The sequence below is a fragment of the Xinfangfangia pollutisoli genome (assembly GCF_020179405.1).
In the GTDB taxonomy this organism is placed as follows: Bacteria; Pseudomonadota; Alphaproteobacteria; order Rhodobacterales; family Rhodobacteraceae; genus Pseudogemmobacter; species Pseudogemmobacter pollutisoli.
Genome location: NZ_JAICBZ010000010.1, coordinates 15,711 through 38,341 on the forward strand (window position 1 = coordinate 15,711; position 22,631 = coordinate 38,341).

Sequence of the window (22,631 nt, forward strand, 5' to 3'; positions counted from 1 at the left end):
CTGATAAGACGTCGCTTTCAGGCTTTGCATACTGTCGCGTACTGGTTAGATCAGCCCTGAAACGCGAAAGGGCTGCACCCATGACCATCACCGTCGGAATCAACGGATTTGGCCGGATCGGCCGTTGCACGCTGGCAAGCATCGTCGAATCGAACCGCAATGACGTGCAGGTCGTGGCGATCAATGCGACCGGGCCCGTGGAAACCAACGCGCATCTGCTGAAGTACGACTCGGTCCATGGCCGCTTTCCCGGCGTGGTCAAGGTCACCGATGGCGGGCTGGATCTGGGCCGCGGCCCGATCCGCATGATGTCGACGTACAATCCGCACGAGCTGGACTGGCAGGGCGTCGACGTGGTGATGGAATGCACCGGCAATTTCAACGAACGCAGCAAGGCCGCCGTGCATCTGGAGCGGGGCGCCAAGCGGGTTCTGGTCTCGGCCCCGGCGAAACATGCTGACAAGACCGTGGTCTATGGCGTCAACCATCGCAGCCTGACGGCCGAGCATCTGGTCGTGTCGAACGGCAGCTGCACCACCAACTGCCTGGCGCCGCTGGCCAAGGTGCTGAATGACACGATCGGCATCGAATCGGGGATCATGACCACGATCCATTCCTATACCGGCGACCAGCCGACGCTGGACCGCCGCCACAAGGATCTGTACCGCGCCCGCGCCGCCGCCATGGCAATGATCCCCACCTCGACCGGCGCCGCCAAGGCGATTGCCGAGGTGCTGCCGGAACTGAAGGGCAAGCTGGACGGTTCGGCCATTCGGGTGCCGACGCCGAATGTCTCGGCCGTCGATCTGACCTTCATCGCCGAGAAATCCGTGACCGCGCATCAGGTGAACGAGATCGTGCGCGAGGCCTGCGCCGGCTATATGGGCATGGTCATGGCCTATGACCCCGAGCCCAAGGTGTCGATCGACTTCAATCACACGCCGCAATCCTCTATCTTCGCGCCCGAGCAGACCCGCGTCGTCGGCCGCTCGGTCCGGGTTCTGGCCTGGTATGACAATGAATGGGGCTTTTCCTGCCGCATGGCCGACGTGGCCGGGGTGATGGGTCGGCTCCTCAACTGAGGAGCCGCGCTTGCCCGATCGCGTCGCACTTGTCCTGGCGCTGCTGATCGCCGCCTTCATCGCGGGCGATTTTGCCCTGACCGGCGGCGAGACGCTGCTGTTTCTGGTGCGACGTTTCTTCGACTTGATGGATCATCTGGTATTCTGGGATTGACCGGGGCAGACTGAGGGGGCATTTGGGCGGGACCGGGCGCTGTTAGCGCTATCACCGCCGCCGAACCCATCTCAGCCGGAGGAAGACCATGGTCGTCAAGGTTGCCATCAACGGATTTGGCCGGATCGGCCGCAATGTCCTGCGCGCGATCATCGAATCGGGCCGGACCGATATTCAGGTCGTGGCGATCAACGACCTGGGCCCGGTCGAGACCAATGCCCATCTGTTGCGCTTCGATTCCGTCCATGGCCGGTTCCCGGTCGAGGTGACGACGGGCGCCGACTGGATCGATGTCGGCCGCGGGCCGATGCAGGTGACCGCGATCAAGGCGCCGGCCGAACTGCCCTGGGGCGATGTCGACATCGTTCTGGAATGCACCGGCATCTTCACCTCGAAAGAGAAATGCCTGGCGCATCTCGAGAATGGCTCGAAGCGGGTGCTGATCTCGGCCCCGGGCGATGGCGCCGACAAGACCGTGGTCTATGGCGTGAACCATGACACGCTGACCAAGGACGATCTGGTGGTGTCGAACGCCTCTTGCACCACCAATTGCCTGGTGCCGGTGGCGAAGGTTCTGCATGACGGGCTGGGGATCGAGAAGGGTCTGATGACCACGATCCATTCCTATACCGGCGACCAGCCCACGCTGGACACGCTGCACAAGGATCTGTACCGCGCCCGCGCCGCGGCGCTGTCGATGATCCCGACCTCGACCGGGGCGGCCAAGGCGGTGGGGCTGGTGCTGCCCGAGTTGAAGGGCAAGCTCGACGGGTTCTCGCTGCGGGTGCCGACGCCGAATGTGTCGGTCGTGGATCTGAAATTCATCGCCAAGCGTCCGACCAGCAAGGAAGAGATCAACGACATCATCCGCGCCGCCGCCGATGGCGACGGGCCGCTGAAGGGTATTCTCGGCTATACCGATTTCAAGAATGTCTCGTCCGACTTCAACCACGATCCCCGCTCGTCGATCTTCCATACCGAGAAGACCACGGTGATGGACGGCACCTTCGTGTCGGTCCTGTCCTGGTATGACAATGAATGGGGCTTCTCGTGCCGTATGGCCGATACGGCCGTTGCGATGGGCAAGCTGATCTGAGCCGATCCGGACCTGACCCGACCGGACAGGGGCGCTTCGGCGCCCCTTCATTTTTGCGCAAGCCATGCACCAGGCGCAATGCCGCAGTGCAGCAATCAGGGTTGTTTGCGCTAACGGAATGGCCCATCTTCTGGTCATGCGGAACAGAACCCGCATGAAAGGATGATACCATGATCACGATGATCGAAAGCTGGAAGGAAGCCGCGCGCAAGCGGGCGCTTTACCGCCGGACCCGTGACGAGATCGCCCGCCTGCCCAAGGCCGTGGCCTGGGATCTTGCGATCTCGCCCAGCGATGCGGAACGTCTGGCCCGCGAAGCCGTCTACGGCCGCTGATCCTCAGCGACCGCCGAACAATTCCGACGGTAAGATGCGGGGGGCCTCTGGCCCCCTTTTGCATCAGCGCCGCAGCCGCTCGGTCAGGGCCTCGACCACCGGCGGGGTCACGAAGCGCGAGACGTCACCGCCCAGCCGGGCGATTTCCTTGACCAGTTTCGACGCGATGGCCTGGCGCCGCGCATCGGCCATCAGGAACACCGTCTCGACCGAGGAATCCAGCGCCCGGTTCATGCCAACCATCTGGAATTCATATTCGAAATCCGCCACGGCCCGCAGGCCGCGGATGATGATTCCCGCGCCCACATCCTGGGCGCAGTTGATCAGCAGATTCTCGAACGGATGCACGACGATCTCGCCGCCGGTGCGGGCGACGATCTCGGCGCATTCGGCCTCGATCATGGCGACGCGCTCTTCCAGGGTGAAAAGCGGCCCCTTGTCGCGGTTGATCGCCACCCCGATCACCAGCCGGTCGACCAGCGCCATGGCGCGCTGGATGATGTCGATATGCCCCAGCGTTACCGGATCGAAGGTTCCCGGATAAAGGCCGATGCGCATGTATTGTCCCCCCTGCCCGCCCATGCGGCAGTTGCACGCAACAATATTGCGCCGGCCCTTGCAAGGGTGATTTCGCCGCAGTGCGGAATCTTCGGCCGGCGCAGAGGCGGTCAGAAGCCCTTGATCATGCCTTCCAGCGCGTCCTTTTCGGCATGCAATTCCTCAAGCCGCGCCTTGACCACATCGCCGATCGAGATCAGCCCGACCATCTGGCCGCCTTCCATCACCGGCATGTGGCGGAACCGGCCATCGGTCATCTTTTCCAGCACGGCATCGGTCTGGTCGCCGCGGGCGCAGGTCACCAGACGGCTGGTCATCACCGTCTCGACCCGGTCGGTCAGGCAGGTCGGGCCGCGCCGGCCCAGTTCGCGCACGATGTCGCGTTCCGACAGGATGCCCGCTGCATGTCTGCCGTCGCCGGACACGACCACCGCACCGATGCGCTTTTGCGACAACAGCGCCACCGCATCGGACAGAGTTGCACCCGGAGCGATGGTGACCACCGCCTGTTCGGGCTTGGATTTCAGGATCTGGCTGACAAGCATGGGTTTCCTCCGCAATTCCCACTTGTCAGATCAAGGCTTTGTCATGGGGGCGAGTCTGTCAAGACCGACCTTTGGGCGAGGGCCTCCAGCCGCTGCATTTCCGCCCGGCATTCGCGGATCAGCGCCTCGGCGAAGCCGGTCAGCCGGGCCACGCGCGTGTCCTCGGCGTGACGGATCAGCCAGAAGCTGCGGCGCAGGCGGATCTGCTCGGGCAGGACGCGCAGCAGTTCGGGCGCCGATGGCAGGGCGAAATCATGCACCACGCCCAGGCCCGCGCCCTGGCGCAGGAAATTCAGCTGCACCGAGACCGAGTTCGACGAATAACTGACCGGCGGGGCGCCGATTTCGGCCAGGTAATCCAGTTCCTTGTCGAAGATCAGATCGGGGATGTAGCCGACAAAGCTTTGCCGTTGCAGATCTTCGGCCACCCGGACCGGATGGCGTGCCAGCCAGTCGCGGCTGGCGGCCAGGCTCAGATGGTAGTCGGTCAGCTTCTGCACCGTCAGCCGCCCGGTCTCGGGGCGCGAGACGCCGATCGCCATGTCGGCTTCGCGTTTCGACAGGTTGAACAGGCGCGGCAGGGCGACCAGCTGTACCTCGAGCCCCGGATTGGCGGCGACGATCCGGGTCAGCACCTGCGGCAGCAGGTAATTCGCGCAGCCATCCGGCGCGCCCAGCCGGATCTGACCCGACAGCCCGCCGCCGGCCCCTGCCCCGGCCAGCCGGCCCATCGCCGCCAGCGCCGCCGCCTCGGCCCGTTCGGCATCGGGCACCAGCCGCGCCCCGGCCTCGGTCAGCGCATAGCCCTGCGGGCCCTTGACGAACAGCCTTGTGCCAAGCGCCGCCTCCAGCCGCGCCACCCGCCGGCCGACCGTGGCCGGGTCGATCCGCAGCAGCCGCCCCGCCCCCGACAGGCTTTCCCCGCGCGCCACGCCCAGGAAGATCCGCAGATCGTCCCAATCCATCCCCGGATCCTTTGCGTTTATGCAAGACTGATTTGGAGTATTGCCGCTTTCCTACGCATTTCCGCAAGGGTAAAACCGATGCAGATGCACGGGAGGTTTGCGATGCAAGAGATCGGACACTGGATCAATGGCAAGTTGGTGGCGGGCACGTCCGGCCGCTTTGCCGATGTCTACAACCCTGCCACCGGCGAAGTGCAGGCACGCCTGGCGCTGGCCACCGCGACCGAGCTGGACGATGCGATCCAGAAGGCGGCCGTCGCGCAGAAGGCCTGGGCCAATGTGAACCCGCAGCGCCGCGCGCGGGTGATGATGGCCTTCGGCGCGCTGATCAACAAGAACATGGACCGTCTGGCCGAACTGGTCAGCCGCGAACATGGCAAGACCCTGCCCGACGCCCGTGGCGACGTGCAGCGCGGGCTTGAGGTGGTCGAGGTCTGCATGGGCGCGCCGGCGATGCTGAAGGGTGAATTCACCGACAGCGCCGGCCCGGGCATCGACCTTTACGCCATGCGCCAGCCGCTGGGCGTGGTGGCCGGCATCACGCCGTTCAACTTCCCGGCGATGATCCCGCTGTGGAAGATGGCGCCCGCCATCGCCTCGGGCAATGCGATGATCCTGAAGCCGTCCGAGCGCTGCCCCTCGACCGCGCTGCTGCTGGCCGAACTGTTCCAGGAAGCCGGCCTGCCCGATGGCGTGCTGCAGGTGGTGAATGGCGACAAGGACGTCGTCGACGGCATTCTGGACCATCCGGTGATCCAGGCGGTGGGCTTTGTCGGCTCGACCCCGATCGCGCAATACATCTATGGCCGCGCGGCGACGAACGGCAAGCGGGCGCAATGCTTTGGCGGCGCCAAGAACCACATGGTCATCATGCCCGATGCCGATCTGGACAAGGCGGCCGATGCGCTGATCGGCGCCGGGTTCGGCGCGGCGGGCGAACGCTGCATGGCGATTTCGGTGGCTGTGCCGGTCGGCGAGAAGACGGCGGATGCGCTGATCGAAAAGCTGGTGCCGCGGATCGAGAAGCTGAAGATCGGGCCCTATACCGCGGGCGACGATGTGGATTTCGGGCCCGTGATCACCAGCGCCTCGTTGGCGCGGATTGGCGGGCTGATCGATTCCGGTGTCGAGCAGGGCGCGAAACTGGTGGTCGACGGCCGCGGCTTCAAGCTGCAGGGCTATGAGAAGGGCTTCTTCATCGGCCCGTCGCTGTTCGACAACGTGACCCCGGACATGGAGATCTACAAGCAAGAGATCTTCGGCCCGGTCCTCAGCCAGGTGCGCGCCAAGACCTATGACGAGGCGCTGGCCCTGGTCATGGACAATGAATATGGCAATGGTACCGCGATCTTCACCGCCGATGGCGACACGGCGCGCGATTTCGCATCGCGGGTGAATGTGGGCATGGTCGGGATCAACTTCCCGATCCCGGTGCCGCTGTCCTATTTTTCCTTCGGCGGCTGGAAGCGGTCGGCCTTCGGCGACCTGAACCAATACGGGCCGGATGCGTTCCGCTTCTACACCAAGACCAAGACGGTCACGGCGCGCTGGTTCTCGGGCATCAAGGAAGGCGCCTCGCTGAACTTCAAGGCGATGGACTGAAGACGCCCGCAGGGCCGATACGGGCGAATGGCGAATACGGGCGTATGGTCGATACGCCCGTAGGGTAGATACGGCCGTATGGCAGATACGCGAACGGCGGGGCCGCAGCCCCGCCGTTTTCATTCAGTCATCGAATTCAACGATCGAATTCAGCCATCGCGTTTTTTGGCCAGATTGGGCCAGATCAGCGCCGCTGCGGGCTGCGCGGATCGCCGCCGGCTTGCTGCTGGCCGGGCCGCTGGTCAGGGGCCCGCTGCGGGTTTTGCTGCGGGCTTTCCTGCTCGTGCTGCCGGCCCGGCGCACGCTCGGGCTGCCGATGCGGATCGCCCACCTGGGGCTGCCGCGGATCACGGGGCTGGTCTCGGGTCGGGTCTTTGGGGTCAGCCATCTCTTCTCCTCCGATCTGAGTTTGGTGACCTGACACGTCTTCGCGCCAGGACCTTAACATCGGGACCGCGCGGCCCGATTTTAAGTGCCGAAGCCAGGCCGCAGCCGCGGCCGGCCTGATCCCGCTGAAATCGGCCAATTCGTCCAGCGGGTTCCCGCCCCCTGCCCCTGCGACAAACATTCATTTTAACGCATGTGAAATCTGTGCTAGACTGGCTTTAACCAAGTCCCAGCCACAAGGAGGGCCAGAGATGTCCAAGACCTCAGCCATGTTCAAGACCAATGTCGGCGGCATCGACCGCGTTCTGCGCATCGTCATCGGCCTGGCGCTGATCGTCTGGTTCGTCTTCGACCACGGCGCCGGCCCCTGGCATTGGGCCAAGCTGATCGGCCTGGTCCCGCTTCTGACCGGACTTTTCGGCACCTGCCCGCTTTACAGCCTGCTGGGCCTGTCGACCTGCCCGATGAAACGGGCATAGTCCAAGGCGGCGGCCCGGCCCCCTCGGCCGGGCCACCCGTTCGCTGCAGAAACTTCCGCCGCGGGCTGATGTGAATCAGCATCGCGGCGCCGGTCTTCCCCGATACTCGGCCCTTGCACGGATGCGCGCGGCGCCCCGTCGGATCTCCGGCGTGGGGCGCAGGCGGTCTTCGCCCGACCGGGGCGAGGGCTTTCTCAGGCATCCCTCATCTGGGAGAAGACCATGGCGAAGGGCAAAAGCCGTCGCGGACGGGAAGACAAGAAACCGAAACAGAAGAAGATTGAACCGGCGCCGGCCCCGTCGTTCAGCAAGGGGCTGACGATCGATTCCAAGCCGCCCGGAAAAAAGGCCTGAGCCGGGCGCGCCCTGGCATGCGCCCAGCCCCGACGCACAGCCCGAAGGCCGCCGCGGCCCATCGCGCTGCGGCCTTTCGAACCGGCCGGCCGCTTGGCTTCGGGCCCGTGACATGAGGGCCTGGGCGCTGCGCATCCCGCGCATTCGCGGCAGATGTGGCTCTCCCTGGGCCAGCGCCGCCCCGGTGCGCGCGGATCTGTTCGGCATCGAACGGCTGGAGCAGCATGCCGCCAGCCTGGCCGAGGTGCAAAGGATCTGCACCTCGACACCGCGGGTCACCTCGCTGCGCCAGCGGCTGGATGACAATGCCGCGGCCTTGCGCGCAACGCGCCGGGCCTGCCTGACCGAACTGGCGCAGGGCCGGTCCATCGTTCCGGCCGCCCAGTGGCTGATCGACAATTTCCACCGGGTCGAAGCGCAGGTGCGCGACTGCCACAGCGACCTGCCGCCCGGCTATTACCGGCTGCTGCCAAAGCTGGCACAGGGGCCGTTCCACGGCTATCCGCGGGTGTTCGAGCTGATCTGGGCCTATGTCGCCCATACCGACAGCCACCTTGATCCGCCGGCGCTGACCCGCTTTCTGCGCGCCTATCAGCAGGTGCAGCCGCTGACCATCGGCGAGCTTTGGGCGGTTCCGATCACCCTGCGCCTTGTCCTGCTGGAAAACCTGCGCCGACTTTCCGACCAGATCGCCCAGGGCTACCGGATGCGGCGCAAGGCCGATGCGCTGGCGGACAGGCTTCTGGCGGCGGGCCGGACCGGCTTTGCAAGCCGCGCGGATCTTGGCCCGCCGGGGCTTCTGTCCGAGATCTTCGCCGCACAGCTGGCCAAGCGGCTGCGCGACAGCGACCCGGTGACGACCCCGGCGATCGGCTGGCTGGAGGATCGGCTGGTCGCGCAGGGATCGACGGTCGATCTGGTGGTGCGCCATGCGCAGGAACGTCAGGGCGCGTCGAATGTCACGGTGCGCAATGTCATCACCAGCCTGCGCAGCATCGCCGAGACGGATTGGCCCGACCTGTTCGAAAGCGTCAGCCTGGTCGATGCCAAGCTGCGCCTGCATCCCGGCTTTGCCGAGATGGATTTTGCCAGCCGCAACCTGTACCGCACCGCGATCGAGGATCTGGCCCGCCACAGCGAACTGAGCGAGCTGGACCTGGCCGAGCGGGTTCTGGCGACGGCCGCAGCCGAGGCGCAGGCCGCACCGGGCCCGGTGTCGGGGGCCGAGATGCAGCGCAGAAGCGATCCGGGCTGGCATCTGCTGGCCGAGGGCCGCGCGGCCTTCGAGAAGCAGATCGGCTATCGCCCCAGCACAAGGCGCCGGCTGCAATTCCGGCCCGCGCTTGCGGGCTATCTTGGCAGCATCCTGTCGGTCACGCTTGCGCTGCTGGTGCTGGGCGCCTGGGGCCTGTCGGCTCTGGCGGGCCCGGCGCTGTCCTGGGCGATGCTTGCGCTTTGGCTTCTGGCGGCGCTGCTTCCCGCCAGCGCCGTCGCGCAACTGGTGGTCGACCGTCTGGTGGCCTGGTCCGTGCCCGCGACGGTCCTGCCAGGGCTGGCGCTGGAAGGCGGCGTGCCGGCCGGCTTGCGCACGCTTGTGGTCGTGCCGACATTGCTGACCTCGGCCGCCGATCTGCGCGACCAGCTTGAAGGGCTGGAGGTGCATTACCTGTCGGGCGGCCAGGGCGAGGTGGGCTTTGCGCTTTTGACCGACGGGCTGGATGCGCCCGAGCAGCATATGCCCGCCGATGCGCCGCTGATCGGATGGATCGACGCCGAGATGGCGCGGCTGAACGCGCTTCACGGCCCCGGGCCCTCGGGCGCGCGCTTTCTGCATCTGCATCGGCTGCGACGCTACAATGTGACCGAGCGGGTCTGGATGGGTTGGGAACGCAAGCGCGGCAAGCTGCATGCGCTGAACCGCCTGCTGCGCGGGGCCGAGGATACCGATTACCGCCAGGCGGATGGCAGCGTTCCCTGGGTGCCCGGCGGGGTGCGCTATGTGCTGACGCTGGATTCCGACACAAGGCTGCCGCGCGACGCGGCCCTGCGGCTGATCGGCAAGATGGCGCATCCGCTGAACCGGCCGATCCTGGATCCGGTGCTGAACCGGGTCACCGCCGGCCACGCTATCCTTCAGCCGCGGATCACCCCGTCGCTTCCGACCGCACGGCGCGGCACCGCCTTTCTGCGCGCGACGGCGGGCCCGGGCGGGATGGATCCCTATGCGGCCGCGGCCTCGGATGTCTATCAGGATCTGTTCGGCGAAGGCTCGTTCACCGGCAAGGGCATCTATGATGTCGATGTCTTCCAGGCGGCGATGGCCGGGCGGGTGCCGGAGAACAGCCTTCTCAGCCATGACCTGCTGGAAGGCATCTTCGCGCGGGCCGGGCTGGTTTCGGATGTGGAACTGATCGAATCCTTTCCCGACCGGCAGGATCTGGCGGCGCGGCGGCTGCATCGCTGGTGTCGCGGCGACTGGCAATTGCTGCCCTGGCTGGGCCGGGACGGCGGGCTGGGGGCGCTGGGACGCGTCAAGGTGCTGGACACGCTGCGCCGGTCGCTGCTGGCGCCCGTCACGCTGGCGATGTTGGCCCTGGGCTGGCTGCTGCCCGGCCCGGCCGCCGTGCTGGCGACGCTGCTGGCGCTGATCGCGCTGAGCCTTCCGGCCTTCCTGCATGCGGCCCTTTCGGCCGTGCCGCATCACAAGCGCCTGCATGTCGGCAACCATCTGCGCCTGATCCGCGAAGACCTGGCGCTTGCCCTGCTGCAGACCGGGCTGTCGGTCAGCCTGCTGGCCGATGCGGCCTGGCGGGCGCTGGATGCGATCGCCCGCACGCTGTGGCGGCTTGGCGTATCGCGCCGCCATCTGCTGGAATGGACCACCGCCGCCTCGGCCGCGGCCGCGCCACGCCCCGATCTGCCGGGATTTGCGCGGGCCATGGCGCCGGGGATTGCCCTGGGCCTTTGCACAGCGGGCCTTGCGGGCCTGACCGCCCCCGGCGCGCTGCCGCTGATCCTGCCCTTCGCCATGCTCTGGCTGGCCGCGCCGCTGATCGCGTTTCGCGCAAGCCAGCCGTCGCGGGCCCAGGCCGACGCCCTGCTGACCCCTGAGGATGCGCAGGCGCTGCGGCTGATCGCGCGCCGGACCTGGCATTATTTCGAAACCTTCGTGACCGCCGAAGACAGCCATCTGCCGCCCGACAATTTCCAGGAAGAGCCGCAGCCCGCCATCGCGCATCGCACCTCGCCCACCAATATCGGGCTTTACCTTCTGGCCACGGTCACCGCGCGCGATCTGGGTTGGATCGGCCTGCACCAGGCCACCCGCCGCATCGCCGCGACCCTGGCCACGCTGGAAACGCTGCCGCGGGTCAAGGGGCATTTCTACAACTGGTATGACACGCGCGACGGTCGGGTCCTGGACCCGCCCTACATCTCGTCGGTGGACAGCGGCAATCTGGCCGGCCATCTGATTGCCCTGGCCAATGCCTGCGAAGACTGGGCCGCCCGCCCCGACGCTGCGACCGACCCGCGATCCCCAGGGCTGACCGATCTGCTGGACCTGGCAGAAGCCGAGGCCCCGCCGCAGGCCGCCCCGCCCGGCGGTGCCGCGGACGATACGATGGCCGCCCTGCGCGAGGGTCTGAAACAGGCGAAGGTCAACTGGCCCTTCCTGCAGCGCCTGGCCGCCAAGGCCGAAGCCCTGTCGCCGCCGCCGGCCGCCCTGCCCCCGCATGCGCCGCGCTGGCTGGCCGTGTTGCGCGATGGTCTGGCCGAAGCGGCGGCCGATGCCACCGCAAGCGCCGCCGACCAGCCCTATCTGGCGGCAGAGCTGCTTCGGCTGGGCGCGCTGGCCCGCCGATTTGCCGTCGAGATGGATTTCGGCTTCCTGCTGGACCCCGAGCGCAAGCTTCTGTCGATCGGCTATGCGGTGCATGAGAACGCGCTTGACCCGTCCTGCTATGACCTTCTGGCCTCGGAGGCGCGGCTGGCCAGTCTTTTCGCCATCGCCAAGCAGGACCTGCCGCTGCGGCACTGGTTCCGCCTGGGCCGCACGGTCATGGCAACGCCGGGCGGCGCCGCGCTGGTGTCCTGGGCCGGGTCGATGTTCGAATATCTGATGCCGGGTCTGGTGATCGAGGAACCCGAAGGCGGCCAGCTGGGCCGCACCTGCCGCCTGATCGTCGAGGGCCAGATCGCCTATGGCCGGACGCAGGGCGTGCCGTGGGGCATTTCGGAATCCGGCTTCAACGCGCGGGATGTGGATTTCAACTATCAGTATTCGACCTTCGGGGTGCCGGGGTTCGGGCTGAAGCGCGGGCTTGCGGGCGATCTGGTGATCGCGCCCTATGCGACGGGCCTGGCCGCGATGCTGGATCCGGGCGCGGCACGGCGGAACTATGACGCGCTTGCCGCACTGGGCGGGCTGGGACATTGCGGCTTCTACGAGGCGCTCGACTTCACTCCCGACCGGGTGCAGCCAGACCGCCGCCTTGCGCTGGTGCAAAGCTATATGGCGCATCATCAGGGCATGACCATCGTCGCGATCGCCAATGCCCTGACCGGCGGCCTGATGCGCCGCCGCTTCCACCGCGAACCGATGAACCAGGCCAGCGAGTTGCTGCTGCAGGAACGGCTGCCGCGCGATATCAGCCGCGCCCTGCCGGCGCTGGAAGATGCCACGCCGCGCGATCTCATCCCCTCCGAGGCCGACCGCGCGCGGCGGATCGCCGGCCGCCCGGACGGGCCGCCGGTAACGCATCTGATGTCGAACGGCCGCTATGCGGTGATGCTGACCGCCACCGGCGGCAGTTTCAGCCGCTGGGGCGCCATCGCGCTGACCCGCTGGCGCGAGGATGCGACACGCGACCATCACGGCGCCAGCCTTCACATCCGCACGCTGTCGGACGGGTCCGAACTGTGCTTCGGCCCGGGCGCGCCGGACACGGCCGAAGACGCGGATGTGCAGTTCTTCGAGGATCACGCCACCTTCACCGCCCGCAGCGGCCGGCTTGAGACGGTGCTGGACATTCTGGTCTCGGGCGAGGCGGATGCGGAAGTGCGGCGCCTGTCGGTGACCAATGGCGGGCGCAAGCCATGCGAGCTGGATGTCACCTCCTATGTCGAACTGACCCTGGCTGAACCCGGCGCGGAACGGGCGCATCCGGCCTTTTCGCGGATGTTCGTCCAGACCGAATTCCTGCCCGAATATGGCGCGCTGATCGCCTGGCGCCGGCGGCGAAGCCCCGAAGAGCCCGAGGTCTGGGTGGCGCAATTCACCGTGGTCGAGGGCAAGACCGTGGCCCCCCTACAATATGACAGCGACCGCGACAGCGCCTTCGGGCGCGACCATGACCAGACCCAGCCGCGCGCCATCACCGATCCGGCGCCGCTGGCCGGAGGCACGGGCACGGTGCTGGACCCGGTTTTCGCCTTGCGCAACCGGATTCTGGTCGCGCCCGGGCGGACGGCGCGGGTCCTGCTGTGGATGGTGGCGGCCGACAGCCGCGCGGCGCTGCTGGATCTGATCGACCGCCATCACGACCGCAACGCCTATGAGCGGGCCCGGACCCTGGCCTGGACGCAGGCGCGGGTGCAGCTGCGCCATCTGGCGATTTCCTCGACCGAAGCAGCCGATTTCCAGCGCCTTGCCGCGCCGATCCTGTATCACGACCGCCGCTTCCGCCTGCCGCCCGCCGCGCTGAGCCAGGGTGCGGGGCGCCAGTCCGGGCTTTGGCCACTGGCGATCTCTGGCGATCTGCCAATCGTGGTGCTGCGCATCGACGATCCGGCCGATATCGGCCAGGTCCGGGCCCTGCTTCAGGCGCATGAATACTGGCTGGGCAAGCAGCTGGCCGTCGATCTGGTGATCCTGAACGAACACCCGGCCTCTTATGTCAAGGATCTGCAGACCGCGATCGACATTGCCCTGCGCAGCAGCCATTTCCGCCCGGGCGAGCCGCGCGCGCCGGCCCGCGGCGCGGTGTTCGCGCTCCGCGCCGATCTGATCGCGCCCGACACGCGGGCGCTGCTTCTGGCCGCGGCCCGCGTGGTCTTGCTGGCGCGGCGTGGCCGGATCGGCGACCAGCTTGATGCGCTGCTGGCCGAGCCCGGGCTGACGCAGGCCCCGAGCGGCGACCTCTGGCCCGCTGCGATCCATCGCAGGGGCGCCCTGCGCTGGGACAGGACGGCGCGCGCCCGCGCCGAAGCCGCGCGCCCGGCCGAGGGAAAGGACCTGGAATTCTTCAACGGAACCGGCGGGTTCGACCGCGACGGGCGCGATTATGTGATCCGCCTTGGCCCCGGCGACAGCACCCCTGCCCCCTGGATCAACGTCATCGCCAATCCGGGCTTCGGCTGTCAGATCTCGGCCAGCGGAAGCGGCTTTGTCTGGGCCGAGAACAGCCGCGACAATCAGCTGACGCCCTGGTCCAATGACGCTGTCGCCGACCCTGCGGGCGAGGCATTCTACATTCGCGACGAAGACAGCGGGGCGGTGTTTTCGCCGCTCGCCCGCCCGCTGCCGCCCCAGGCCGGCGCCCAGCCGCATGTGGTGCGGCATGGCTTCGGCTTCAGCCGGTTTCAGCATCTGGCCGAAGAGATCGCCTGCGATCTGGTCCAGTTCGTGCCACGGGAAGACCCGGTCCGGATCTCGCGGCTGCAGCTGCGCAATGCCGGGACCCGGCCGCGCCGGCTGAGCGTGATTGCCTATGCCGAGCCGGTGATGGGCCTGTCGCGCGCCGCCGCGGCGCCCTTCCTTGTCACCGCGCATCAGCCGGAAACCGGGGCCCTGCTGGTGCGCAACCCCTGGAACACCGCCTTTCCGGGGCGGGTGATGTTCGCCGCGCTGGCCTCGGCCACCGGGCCGGCCGAGGCCTGGACGGGCGACCGCACGGAATTCCTGGGCCATGGCGGCAGTCTGGCGCATCCCGCCGCGCTGCGCCCGGGCGGCCGGATGTCGGGCCGGATCGGGGCGGGGCTTGACCCCTGCCTTGCGCTGATGAAGACCCTGACGCTTGCGCCGGGGGAAAGCGTCGAGATCGTGCATCTTCTGGGCCAATGCCGCGATGCGGCGGCGGTTGCGGCGCTGCTGAACCGGCTTGGCGCGGCCGACATGCAGGCCGAACTGGACGCGGTCCAGCGCCACTGGCACGACAGGTTGGGCGATGTTCAGATCGCGACGCCGGATCGGGCGATGGACATCATGGTCAATGGCTGGCTGCCCTATCAGGCGCTTGCCTGCCGGATCGAGGCGCGCGCGGCCTTCTACCAGGCCAGCGGCGCCTATGGGTTCCGTGACCAGCTGCAGGACAATATGGCCTTCATGCTGACCCGCCCCGAACAGACCCGCGCCCATCTGCTGCGGGTCGCCGGCCGCCAATTCCCGGAAGGCGACGTGCAGCACTGGTGGCTGCCGCATTCCGGCCAGGGCGTGCGCACGCGCATTTCCGACGATTGCGTCTGGCTGGGCCATGCGGTAGCGGCCTATGTGACGGCGACGGGCGATGCGGCGATCCTGGACGAACAGCTGGGCTTTCTGGAAGGCCATCGCCTTGGCGAGGCCGAGCAGGACGCCTTCTTCCTGCCCGACGATGCCGGCCATGGCGCCTCGCTGTTCGAGCATTGCGCCCTGGGGCTGGACCGCGCGCTTGGCCTGACGGGGCGGCATGGCCTGCCGCTGATCGGCAGCGGCGACTGGAATGACGGGATGAACCGCGTCGGCGCCGCGGGCCGGGGCGAAAGCGTCTGGCTGGGCTGGCTGCTGCTGCAGACGCTTGCGGCTTTCGCACCGCTTGCGCAACAGCGCGATCCGGCAAGGGCACAGCGCTGGCGCGCGCGGGCCAAGGCGCTGCGCCAGGCGATGGAAAGCCAGGCCTGGGATGGCGACTGGTATCGCCGCGCCACCTTTGATGACGGAACCTGGCTGGGGGCGGCGGGCGGACTGGCCTGTTGCATCGACACGATCCCGCAAAGCTGGGCGGTGCTGTCGGGCCAGGCCGATCCCGCGCGGGCGCGGCTGGCAATGATCTCGGCCGAGCGGCTGCTGGTCGACCGCGACCAAGCGCTGATGCGGTTGTTCACCCCGCCCTTCGGCACCGGGCCTGACCCGGTCAGGCCGGATCCGGGCTATATTGCCGGCTATCCGCCGGGCCTGCGCGAGAATGGCGGGCAATACAGCCATGCGGCGATGTGGGCCGTCCTGGCCTGGGCGCAGCTGGGGGAAGGCGCGCGCGCGGTCGATCTGTTCAGCATGCTCAATCCGATCAACCACAGCCGCACGCCCGAAGCGCTGCGGCGCTACCGGACCGAACCCTATGTCGTGGCGGCCGATGTCTATTCGGTGGCCCCGCATGTCGGCCGCGGCGGCTGGAGCTGGTATACCGGCTCGGCCGCCTGGATGCATCGCGCGGCCATCGAGGGCATCCTTGGGGTGACGCGGCAGGGCGACCATCTGCGGATCGCGCCCAGCATTCCGCCGGACTGGCCGGGCTTTTCCATCACGCTGCGGGTGGCGGGCACCGATTGCAGGATCCGGGTCCTGCGCGCCAGCCCCGCCGACGACGCGGCCGCGGACAGGACCGAGGCTGGCGCCGATGGCGGCACGGTCCTGCGCGGGGCGGTGGCGCTTTTGCCGCTGAACGGCCAGCCCCAGACCGTGACCCTGCTTCTCGACGCGGGCCCGCCCGTCGCCTCCGAACCCGAAAGACACCGGCCATGACCACGCTGACAACCTGTCACCGGACCGAATATCTCTATGGCCAACCGGTGCTTCTGGGCCCGCACCGGATGATGTTGCGCCCCCGCGAAGCGCGCGAGCTGCGGCTGGTGTCGCATGAGATCACCCTCACGCCCGAGGCCGACATCACCTGGGCGCATGACGTGGCCGGAAATGCGGTGGCAACCGCGCAATTCCATCAGCCCACCGACCGGCTTCTGATCGAAAGCCGCGCGACGGTGGATCTGACCGCGCCGGTCTGGCCGGTCTTCGCCATCTCGGCCGAGGCGATCAGCTTTCCCTTCCTGTATTCCGCCGATGACTGGGCCGACCTGGGCGCCCTGACCCTGCCGCAATATCCCGATCCCGACGGCCGGCTGTCGGCCTGGGTCGAGGGGTTCGTGCGCCAGCGCCCGACCCATACGCTGTCGCTGCTGAAGGACATCGCCAACGGGGTGTCGCAGCAGATATCCTATCAGGGACGCGAGCGGGAAGGCACGCAGGCGCCGCTGGAAACCCTGTCCCGCGGCTGGGGGTCGTGCCGCGACTTTGCGGTGCTGTTTGCCGAAGCGGTGCGCACGCTCAGCCTGGGCGCGCGGATCGTTTCGGGCTATCTCTTCGATCCCGAAACCCGGCTTGTCGGCTCGGGGGGCGCGGGGTCGACCCATGCCTGGGCCGAAGTCTTCGTGCCTGGCGCGGGCTGGGTGGCCTTTGATCCCACCAATCAAAGCGTCGGGTCGAAGAACCTGATCCCCGTCGCGGTCGCCCGCGGCATTCATCAGGTCGTCCCGGTCGCGGGAAGTTTTCTGGGGCCGGGAAACACAATGCGCAGCCTCAGCGTCGAGGTGTCGCATACGGTGATCGCCTCATAGGGCAAAGGCGCGCCCCGCCCGTGATCGCTGCCCTGCCCGGCCCATGTCTGCCACAGCCACCCAGAGACACAAGCATGCCCGATCTGCCCGCCTATCAGCCCTATCTTGCGCTTGCGCTGCTGGTCCTGCTGTTCGCAGGCTTCTTGTACGAACGCTTCGCCCCCGAAGTCACCGCCGCTGCCGTCGCGGCCGGGTTTGTGGTGTTCGGGCTGGTGGCGGAAGACCGGGTTCTGGCGGCGTTTTCGAACCCCGCGCCCCTGACCATCGCCGCGATGTTCATCCTCAGCGGCGCGCTTGTGCGCACGGGCCTGCTGGATGCCCTGGCAAACCGCGTCGTGGCGGCGGCGGCGCAGCGCCCCGTCGCCGCAACGGCGCTGTTTCTGGGTGCCACGCTTCTGGCTTCGGCGCTGATGAACAACACGCCGGTGGTGCTGGTGCTGATCCCGGTCGCCATCCGGCTGGCGCAAAGCCTGGGGCTTGCGGCGACGCAGCTGCTGATTCCGCTTTCCTATATGGCGGTCCTGGGCGGGACCTGTACGCTGATCGGCACCTCGACCAATCTGCTGGTCGATGGCGTCGCGCGCGAGATGGGGATGGCGCCCTTCTCGATCCTGTCGATCACCCCGGTCGGGCTGATCGTGGCGCTGACCGGCGGGGCGACACTGCTGCTGCTTGGCCCGGTCCTGCTGCCCAACCGCCGGGATCAGGCCGATCTGGGCGCGGCGGGCGAAGCCGATTTCCTGACCGAACTGCGCCCGACCGACGATTTCCAGGGCCTGGGCCGCCCCCTGGCCGAGATCGACGACCTGACCCGCCCGGGGGTGACGATCATCGGCGTGCGCTCTGGCGCCGAGATCAAGCGCGCGGACGCGATGCGCCACATCCTGGCCGCGGGCGACCGGCTGATCGCGATCATCCGCACCTCCGAGCTTCTGACCTTCCGCAGCCGGAACGGCTGGGATGTCGGCTTGCGTCAGGGCCCGCGCGCCGAAGAGACCGCCGAGACAACCGTGGCCGAGGCGATCGTGACCCTGGCGCATCGCCGCCGCGGCGTGCGCATCGCGCAGCTGACCATGGGGGTCCGCTACGGAATGCGGGTGCTGGGCGCCCATCGCCATGGTGAAAGCCTGGGCCCCGACCTGTCGACCATGCTGCTCAGGCCGGCCGACAAGCTGCTGCTTGAAGGCACCGAGGAAAGCTATGACCGCCTGATCGAGGCGGGCGATCTGGCCGGGGTCACGGTGGCCGGCGGCCGGCCCTTCCGGCGCGGCAAGGCGCCCGTCGCGCTTGCGGCGCTGGTGGCAGTGGTTGCCCTGGCCGCCATGGGGGTTGCCGATATCAGCCTTGTCGCCCTGGTCGCCGTGGCCGGTCTTCTGGTGCTGCGCTGCATCGACAATGACGAGGCCTGGGGCTCGATCGACGCGGGCGTGCTGGTGCTGATCTTTTCCATGCTGATCGTCGGCGCGGGGCTGCAGCAATCGGGGGCGATTGCGCTGATCGTCGGGGCGGTGGCGCCGCTGCTTGACGGCCTGCCCCCGATCGTCACGCTGGCCGCGGTCTATCTGCTGGCCTCGATCCTGACCGAGGCGGTCACCAACAGCGCCGTCGCGGTCGTGCTGACCCCTTTGGCCATCGGCCTTGCCTCGCAGATCGGCGTCGATCCGCGCCCCTTCGTCGTTGCCGTCATGTTCGGCGCCAGCGCCAGCTTCGCCACGCCCATCGGCTATCAGACCAACACGCTGGTCTATGGCGCCGGCAATTACAGGTTCGCCGATTTCGTGAAGATCGGCCTGCCGATGAATGTCATCGTGGGCATCGCCGCGGTGCTGGCGATTCCGGTGTTCTTCCCGTTCTAGCCCGCGTTCTACCCTGGGCCCGGCCTACTTCAGCAGCGGCCCGGTCTGGTCCAGATAGGCCGGATCGAAACCCGCGAAATCCACCAGGCCGCCGTAATCGTGAAAGGTCACATGGCCGTCGCGGAAGGTCACCAGACCGCTTTCGCGCAATTGCCGCAACACCCGGTTCACATGCACCGCGCTTAGCCCAAGCGCATCGGCCAGATGATATTGCGTCAGCGGGCAGTCATAGCCCTGCTTGCTGCCCATGCCGACCAGCGCCAGCCTTGCACCCAGTTCCAGCAGGAAATGCGCCATGCGCGCCCCCGCATCGCGCCGACCGATGCCGACCAGATGTTCCACCACCATCGCCTCGTCGCGCGATGCCGCCCAGAGAATGGCCATGGCAAGCCGCGGCGTCTGCGCGAAGACATCGAGCAGATCGCCCGTCAGAACCTCGGCCGCCTGGATGTCGACGATCGGCTCGAACCCGTGATCCGAGGTGCGCAGCAAGACGCTGCGCAATCCCAGAAAATCGCCCGGCACCTGGAAATCGACGATCTGCCGCCGGCCATCGGGCTGGATCTTGTAGGAACAGACCCAGCCCGCCGACAGGATATAGGCGGCCTGGTCGGACTGGCCCTGATGCGCCATGTCGCGCCCCGCGACAAAGGCCCGCCGGCGCCCGTGCAGGCGGGCAAGCATGGCAAGCTCGGCCTCGGACAAGGCCGCAAAGGCCGAAAGCTTTCGCGCAAGCGGGCTTTGGATCGCCGCTGTCATGAGCCGGTCCTTTCGGATGCCAAGGAGATGTCGAGACTGGCTCGGGGACTGCTCTCGATCAGCGCAGCTTACCCCATTCCGTGCAAAAAGGGGGAACAGATCGGGCCGGCATCACGGCCAGGCTGCGACGCGGTGAAAGGACCCTACCGGATGTCTACGTCAAGCGACGCTGCAGGACTGGCCGCCCTTTCGATCTGCGAGTCGCTGCTGCTGGCGATGACCGATCGCAAGCTGCTGCCCGAGCATGAGATCACCGGAATTCTTCGCGACGCCGCGGCAACGCATGAGAATATTCCCCTCTGGTCACCGGATGGCGACATGCACCGTCAGGCCGCGGCGCTGATCAACCAGATCATCGCCCAGGGCCAGACCCCGCAGCGCCCGCCCGGCTAGCGGCCGGCGCACGCGCAAAGCGCCTATCGCCGCCGCCCCGAGGACACCATCGACTGCACCGAGGACCGCCACGAGGTTGTGCCCTTGCAACGCCGGCAGATCCTTTCGCCGAACCCCTCGCTTGGAAACTGCGTGTGGCAGCGCAGGCAAAGCCGTTCGCGCGGCACGTCATTCGGGGCCCGCACCGGCCCATTGTCGGGATCCATGACATCGCTCATTGCTCGGCGCCATCCTCTTCGATCAGACGGGCAAGATCCCCCAACGCGCGCTCGATCAGCTGCTGGCGCCGGGCATCGCTGCCCTCGGCCGTCTCGGCATAGCGCCGGATCAGATATTGCGCCTTGAGCGCGGCCTCGTGCCACGAGGTGGCCGGTTCGGCCAGAAGCTGAACCTCAAGCTCTTCCTGGCGCTGACGCAGGGCGCGCTGATCGGCTTCGAAATCCTTCAGCGCAAAGCGCCGGAAATCGGTGGCCATACGGCCTTCGGCACTGCGCCGCGTGTCCAGATCGACCGGCTTGTCCGTCATTTCATTTTCTCCGATCCATCCGGATTTCCCGAGATCTACAATTCCTGCCGCCAGATCGAAAACCGATCAGGTCAGCTGATCGGTCCAGACCTGGAAATCCTGCAAGGTGTTGGGCCCGAAGGTCTGGGTCAAAGGCACATCGGCGGCATCCCGGCCGCGAGCAATCAGAATGCGCGCGATGCGTGGGGAATTGTTGCGCGGATCGAAGACCCACCAGCGACCATCCAGGAAAACCTCCATCCAGGCGGCGAAATCTCCGGGCGGATAGGGCGTGGGCTGGCCGATATCGCTGAGATATCCGGTGCAATAGCGCGCCGGAATGTTCATGCAGCGGCAAAGCGCAATGGCAAGATGGGTGAAATCCCGGCAAACGCCCGTCCGGCCCGCCAAAGTCTGCGAGGCGGTTCGCGTGGCGCTGGCCTGCATATAGTCGAAAACCACCGTCCGATGGACGAAATCGCAGATTGCCTGCACCCGGGCCCAACCGGATTGAGTGTTTTCAAACAGTTGCCAGGCCCGATCCGAAATCAGATCCGTATCGCAATAGCGGCTGCCCAGCAGATAGACCAGCGTATCGAAGGGCAGATCCTGCACGGCGTGTTGCGCGGCATTCGGCATCACCGGATCCGGAAATCCGGCATCGCGGAAAATCCCGTCCGAGGACAGGGTGAAATCTCCGGCCGGTGCGACCATGCGTGTACACCAATTCCCGAAATCGTCGCGATAGCTTTCCAGCGGAACGCTGGGCGAGGTCACCAGATAATCGGCCCGCTCCAGATCGCCGAAGCGCGAGTAATGCACATTCAGCATCGCAATCATCGGCGTCGGCTGGACGAATGCATAGCGCAGCCGGCAGCCAATGCTCATGCGCAAGCCGGGCGGTGCGGTGCGGGAATTGCCAGAGTTATCGTCCAATCGCATTGGCCCTTTCGCAGGAAGGAAATCTGAATTGCACATGCATCGTGATTCTTGGCTTTACTGCAAAGAATGGGGGCAGCCCGCCTGGCCACCGCGCCTTGGGCCAGCCGGCAGCGAAAGATCGCCTGGCGCCCGAGGGCCGGCGATCGTTCAACTGCGGCAAGGCCGGCGCGCGCGCCCCGGGCCCCTGCCCTAAAGCTCCAGCTTGGCCAGACAGGCCTGCGCAATGTCGCGGTCCGGGGCATCGCTGCCAGGCACGGTCGCCCATCCAGCCTCCATGACGGCGTCGCGCCGTTGATAGGTCGTGGCGGCCTTGATCTTTTCCAGCTTCGCCGCCCGCGCCGGATCGGTGCGCGCCATTTCCAGGCAGACCGGCACCATCGCCGCAACGACATTGTCATGCGCCATGGTCGTCGCCCTGTCGCGGGACGTTCCGCCGGTGACCCAGCCACCCCAGGTGAAGCCGACGATGCCGACGATCACCGCGCCGATCGCAGCGCCATAAAGGCCGGGTCTGAGCCATTCGGGAGTGTTCATGTCAAGTCCTCCGACGGGGAAAGCGCCGTCTCGCTGTCATGGGTCGCAGGTCTTCGGCCCCGGCCAAGGGCCACGTCCAGATCGGCCGGACTGGTCGGCCGCAACTCGACCCGCCCCGCCATCTGCCCGCTGCCGTGAACCGCCAGATAGGTGCCGGTCCGTCGATAGGCCTCGAAGCTTAGACCTTGCAGAAGCTCTTCATGAACGATCAGCTCGTAATCGCCGGGCGGCAGTTCGTCCGTGTAGCCCGGCAGAAAAAACGCGTGGCTGAAAGTCACCGTCGAATGGGTCGAGCGCATGGACATCGCTGCTCTCCGGGCTGTCGCGGGGCGCCCGCGGCGCCGCCTGCCCCCGGGCTTCGGAGGAAGGCGCAGATCGCGGGTCTTCTTGCTTTTACGACAGGTTGGACAGGCGCGCCCTGACCCATGTTAGTCTGGCCCGCGAGCGGCGGCGTCTTTTGGGCCGGCCAAAGCCTTGGCACGCGCCGCGCAAGCACA

Annotated in this window: 21 protein-coding genes; 12 read left to right on the top strand and 9 right to left on the bottom strand. The window is 67.2% G+C overall.

All coding sequences use genetic code 11. The features are described 5' to 3' along the window. The first annotated feature begins 80 nt into the window (after positions 1-80). The 4 genes from gap (K1Y73_RS05625) (at position 81) to K1Y73_RS05640 (ending at position 2,667) form a co-directional block, all read left to right on the top strand. On the top strand, positions 81-1,082 hold the full coding sequence (gene gap / locus K1Y73_RS05625; protein ID WP_225027087.1) for a type I glyceraldehyde-3-phosphate dehydrogenase: 1,002 nt from the start codon (positions 81-83) through the stop codon (positions 1,080-1,082). Positions 1,083-1,092: 10 nt separating this feature from the next. Beyond that, complete coding sequence (locus K1Y73_RS05630; RefSeq protein ID WP_225027088.1) at positions 1,093-1,236, top strand: hypothetical protein; 144 nt, start codon at positions 1,093-1,095, stop codon at positions 1,234-1,236. A gap of 88 nt (positions 1,237-1,324) precedes the next feature. Further along, positions 1,325-2,332: a type I glyceraldehyde-3-phosphate dehydrogenase gene (gene gap / locus K1Y73_RS05635; RefSeq protein WP_225027089.1), complete on the top strand. Its 1,008-nt coding sequence runs from the start codon at positions 1,325-1,327 to the stop codon at positions 2,330-2,332. Between the two features lie 170 nt (positions 2,333-2,502). Next, complete coding sequence (locus K1Y73_RS05640; RefSeq protein ID WP_225027090.1) at positions 2,503-2,667, top strand: hypothetical protein; 165 nt, start codon at positions 2,503-2,505, stop codon at positions 2,665-2,667. A gap of 63 nt (positions 2,668-2,730) precedes the next feature. On the opposite strand, the gene coaD is transcribed toward K1Y73_RS05640, so the two are convergent. The 3 genes from coaD to K1Y73_RS05655 form a co-directional block, all read right to left on the bottom strand. Beyond that, a complete protein-coding gene (coaD, locus tag K1Y73_RS05645; RefSeq protein ID WP_225027091.1) occupies positions 2,731-3,225 on the bottom strand; it encodes a pantetheine-phosphate adenylyltransferase in 495 nt (164 codons plus the stop codon). Between the two features lie 110 nt (positions 3,226-3,335). Further along, positions 3,336-3,770, bottom strand: a complete 435-nt coding sequence (locus K1Y73_RS05650) for a CBS domain-containing protein (protein ID WP_225027092.1) — start codon at positions 3,768-3,770, stop codon at positions 3,336-3,338. Positions 3,771-3,811: 41 nt separating this feature from the next. Then, positions 3,812-4,735, bottom strand: coding sequence for a LysR family transcriptional regulator (locus K1Y73_RS05655; RefSeq protein ID WP_225027093.1), 924 nt, complete (start codon positions 4,733-4,735; stop codon positions 3,812-3,814). Between the two features lie 102 nt (positions 4,736-4,837). On the opposite strand from K1Y73_RS05655, the gene K1Y73_RS05660 reads away from it, so the two are divergent. The 7 genes from K1Y73_RS05660 to K1Y73_RS05685 all read left to right on the top strand — a co-directional run bounded on the left by K1Y73_RS05660 (position 4,838) and on the right by K1Y73_RS05685 (position 19,001). After that, positions 4,838-6,337 (top strand): CoA-acylating methylmalonate-semialdehyde dehydrogenase, encoded by a 1,500-nt coding sequence (locus tag K1Y73_RS05660; RefSeq protein WP_225027094.1) that lies wholly within the window; start codon positions 4,838-4,840, stop codon positions 6,335-6,337. A 220-nt stretch (positions 6,338-6,557) separates the two neighbouring features. After that, complete coding sequence (locus K1Y73_RS05665) at positions 6,558-6,758, top strand: hypothetical protein (protein ID WP_225027095.1); 201 nt, start codon at positions 6,558-6,560, stop codon at positions 6,756-6,758. Between the two features lie 235 nt (positions 6,759-6,993). Then, positions 6,994-7,203 carry a YgaP family membrane protein gene (locus K1Y73_RS05670; RefSeq protein ID WP_225027135.1) on the top strand — a complete coding sequence of 70 codons (210 nt, stop codon included), beginning with the start codon at positions 6,994-6,996 and terminating at the stop codon, positions 7,201-7,203. 222 nt (positions 7,204-7,425) lie between these two features. Continuing rightward, entirely contained in the window at positions 7,426-7,557 is a 132-nt protein-coding gene (locus K1Y73_RS21995; RefSeq protein WP_263626527.1) for a hypothetical protein, read from the top strand. Positions 7,558-7,669: 112 nt separating this feature from the next. Then, the gene (locus tag K1Y73_RS05675) at positions 7,670-16,276 is read left to right on the top strand and encodes a GH36-type glycosyl hydrolase domain-containing protein (RefSeq protein WP_225027096.1); all 8,607 of its coding nucleotides are present in this window, start codon (positions 7,670-7,672) and stop codon (positions 16,274-16,276) included. Further along, complete coding sequence (locus K1Y73_RS05680; protein WP_225027097.1) at positions 16,273-17,145, top strand: transglutaminase family protein; 873 nt, start codon at positions 16,273-16,275, stop codon at positions 17,143-17,145. Before K1Y73_RS05675 ends, K1Y73_RS05680 begins: the two co-directional genes overlap by 4 nt. 74 nt (positions 17,146-17,219) lie before the next feature. Next, on the top strand, positions 17,220-19,001 hold the full coding sequence (locus K1Y73_RS05685) for an SLC13 family permease (protein WP_225027098.1): 1,782 nt from the start codon (positions 17,220-17,222) through the stop codon (positions 18,999-19,001). Between the two features lie 24 nt (positions 19,002-19,025). Here the strand turns inward: K1Y73_RS05685 and K1Y73_RS05690 are convergent, their stop codons facing one another. Next, a complete protein-coding gene (locus K1Y73_RS05690; protein WP_225027099.1) occupies positions 19,026-19,760 on the bottom strand; it encodes a Crp/Fnr family transcriptional regulator in 735 nt (244 codons plus the stop codon). A gap of 150 nt (positions 19,761-19,910) precedes the next feature. On the opposite strand from K1Y73_RS05690, the gene K1Y73_RS05695 reads away from it, so the two are divergent. Next, positions 19,911-20,153, top strand: a complete 243-nt coding sequence (locus tag K1Y73_RS05695) for a hypothetical protein (protein ID WP_225027100.1) — start codon at positions 19,911-19,913, stop codon at positions 20,151-20,153. 23 nt (positions 20,154-20,176) lie between these two features. On the opposite strand, the gene K1Y73_RS05700 is transcribed toward K1Y73_RS05695, so the two are convergent. The 5 genes from K1Y73_RS05700 to K1Y73_RS05720 form a co-directional block, all read right to left on the bottom strand. After that, positions 20,177-20,371 (bottom strand): hypothetical protein, encoded by a 195-nt coding sequence (locus tag K1Y73_RS05700; RefSeq protein ID WP_225027101.1) that lies wholly within the window; start codon positions 20,369-20,371, stop codon positions 20,177-20,179. Then, a complete protein-coding gene (locus K1Y73_RS05705) occupies positions 20,368-20,679 on the bottom strand; it encodes a hypothetical protein (RefSeq protein ID WP_225027102.1) in 312 nt (103 codons plus the stop codon). The genes K1Y73_RS05700 and K1Y73_RS05705 overlap by 4 nt, the downstream gene beginning before the upstream one ends. 66 nt (positions 20,680-20,745) lie before the next feature. Then, positions 20,746-21,546, bottom strand: a complete 801-nt coding sequence (locus K1Y73_RS05710; RefSeq protein ID WP_225027103.1) for a transglutaminase-like domain-containing protein — start codon at positions 21,544-21,546, stop codon at positions 20,746-20,748. Between the two features lie 243 nt (positions 21,547-21,789). Further along, positions 21,790-22,134, bottom strand: coding sequence for a hypothetical protein (locus K1Y73_RS05715; protein ID WP_225027104.1), 345 nt, complete (start codon positions 22,132-22,134; stop codon positions 21,790-21,792). After that, a complete protein-coding gene (locus K1Y73_RS05720) occupies positions 22,131-22,439 on the bottom strand; it encodes a hypothetical protein (RefSeq protein ID WP_225027105.1) in 309 nt (102 codons plus the stop codon). The genes K1Y73_RS05715 and K1Y73_RS05720 overlap by 4 nt, the downstream gene beginning before the upstream one ends. Positions 22,440-22,631 lie beyond the last annotated feature (192 nt).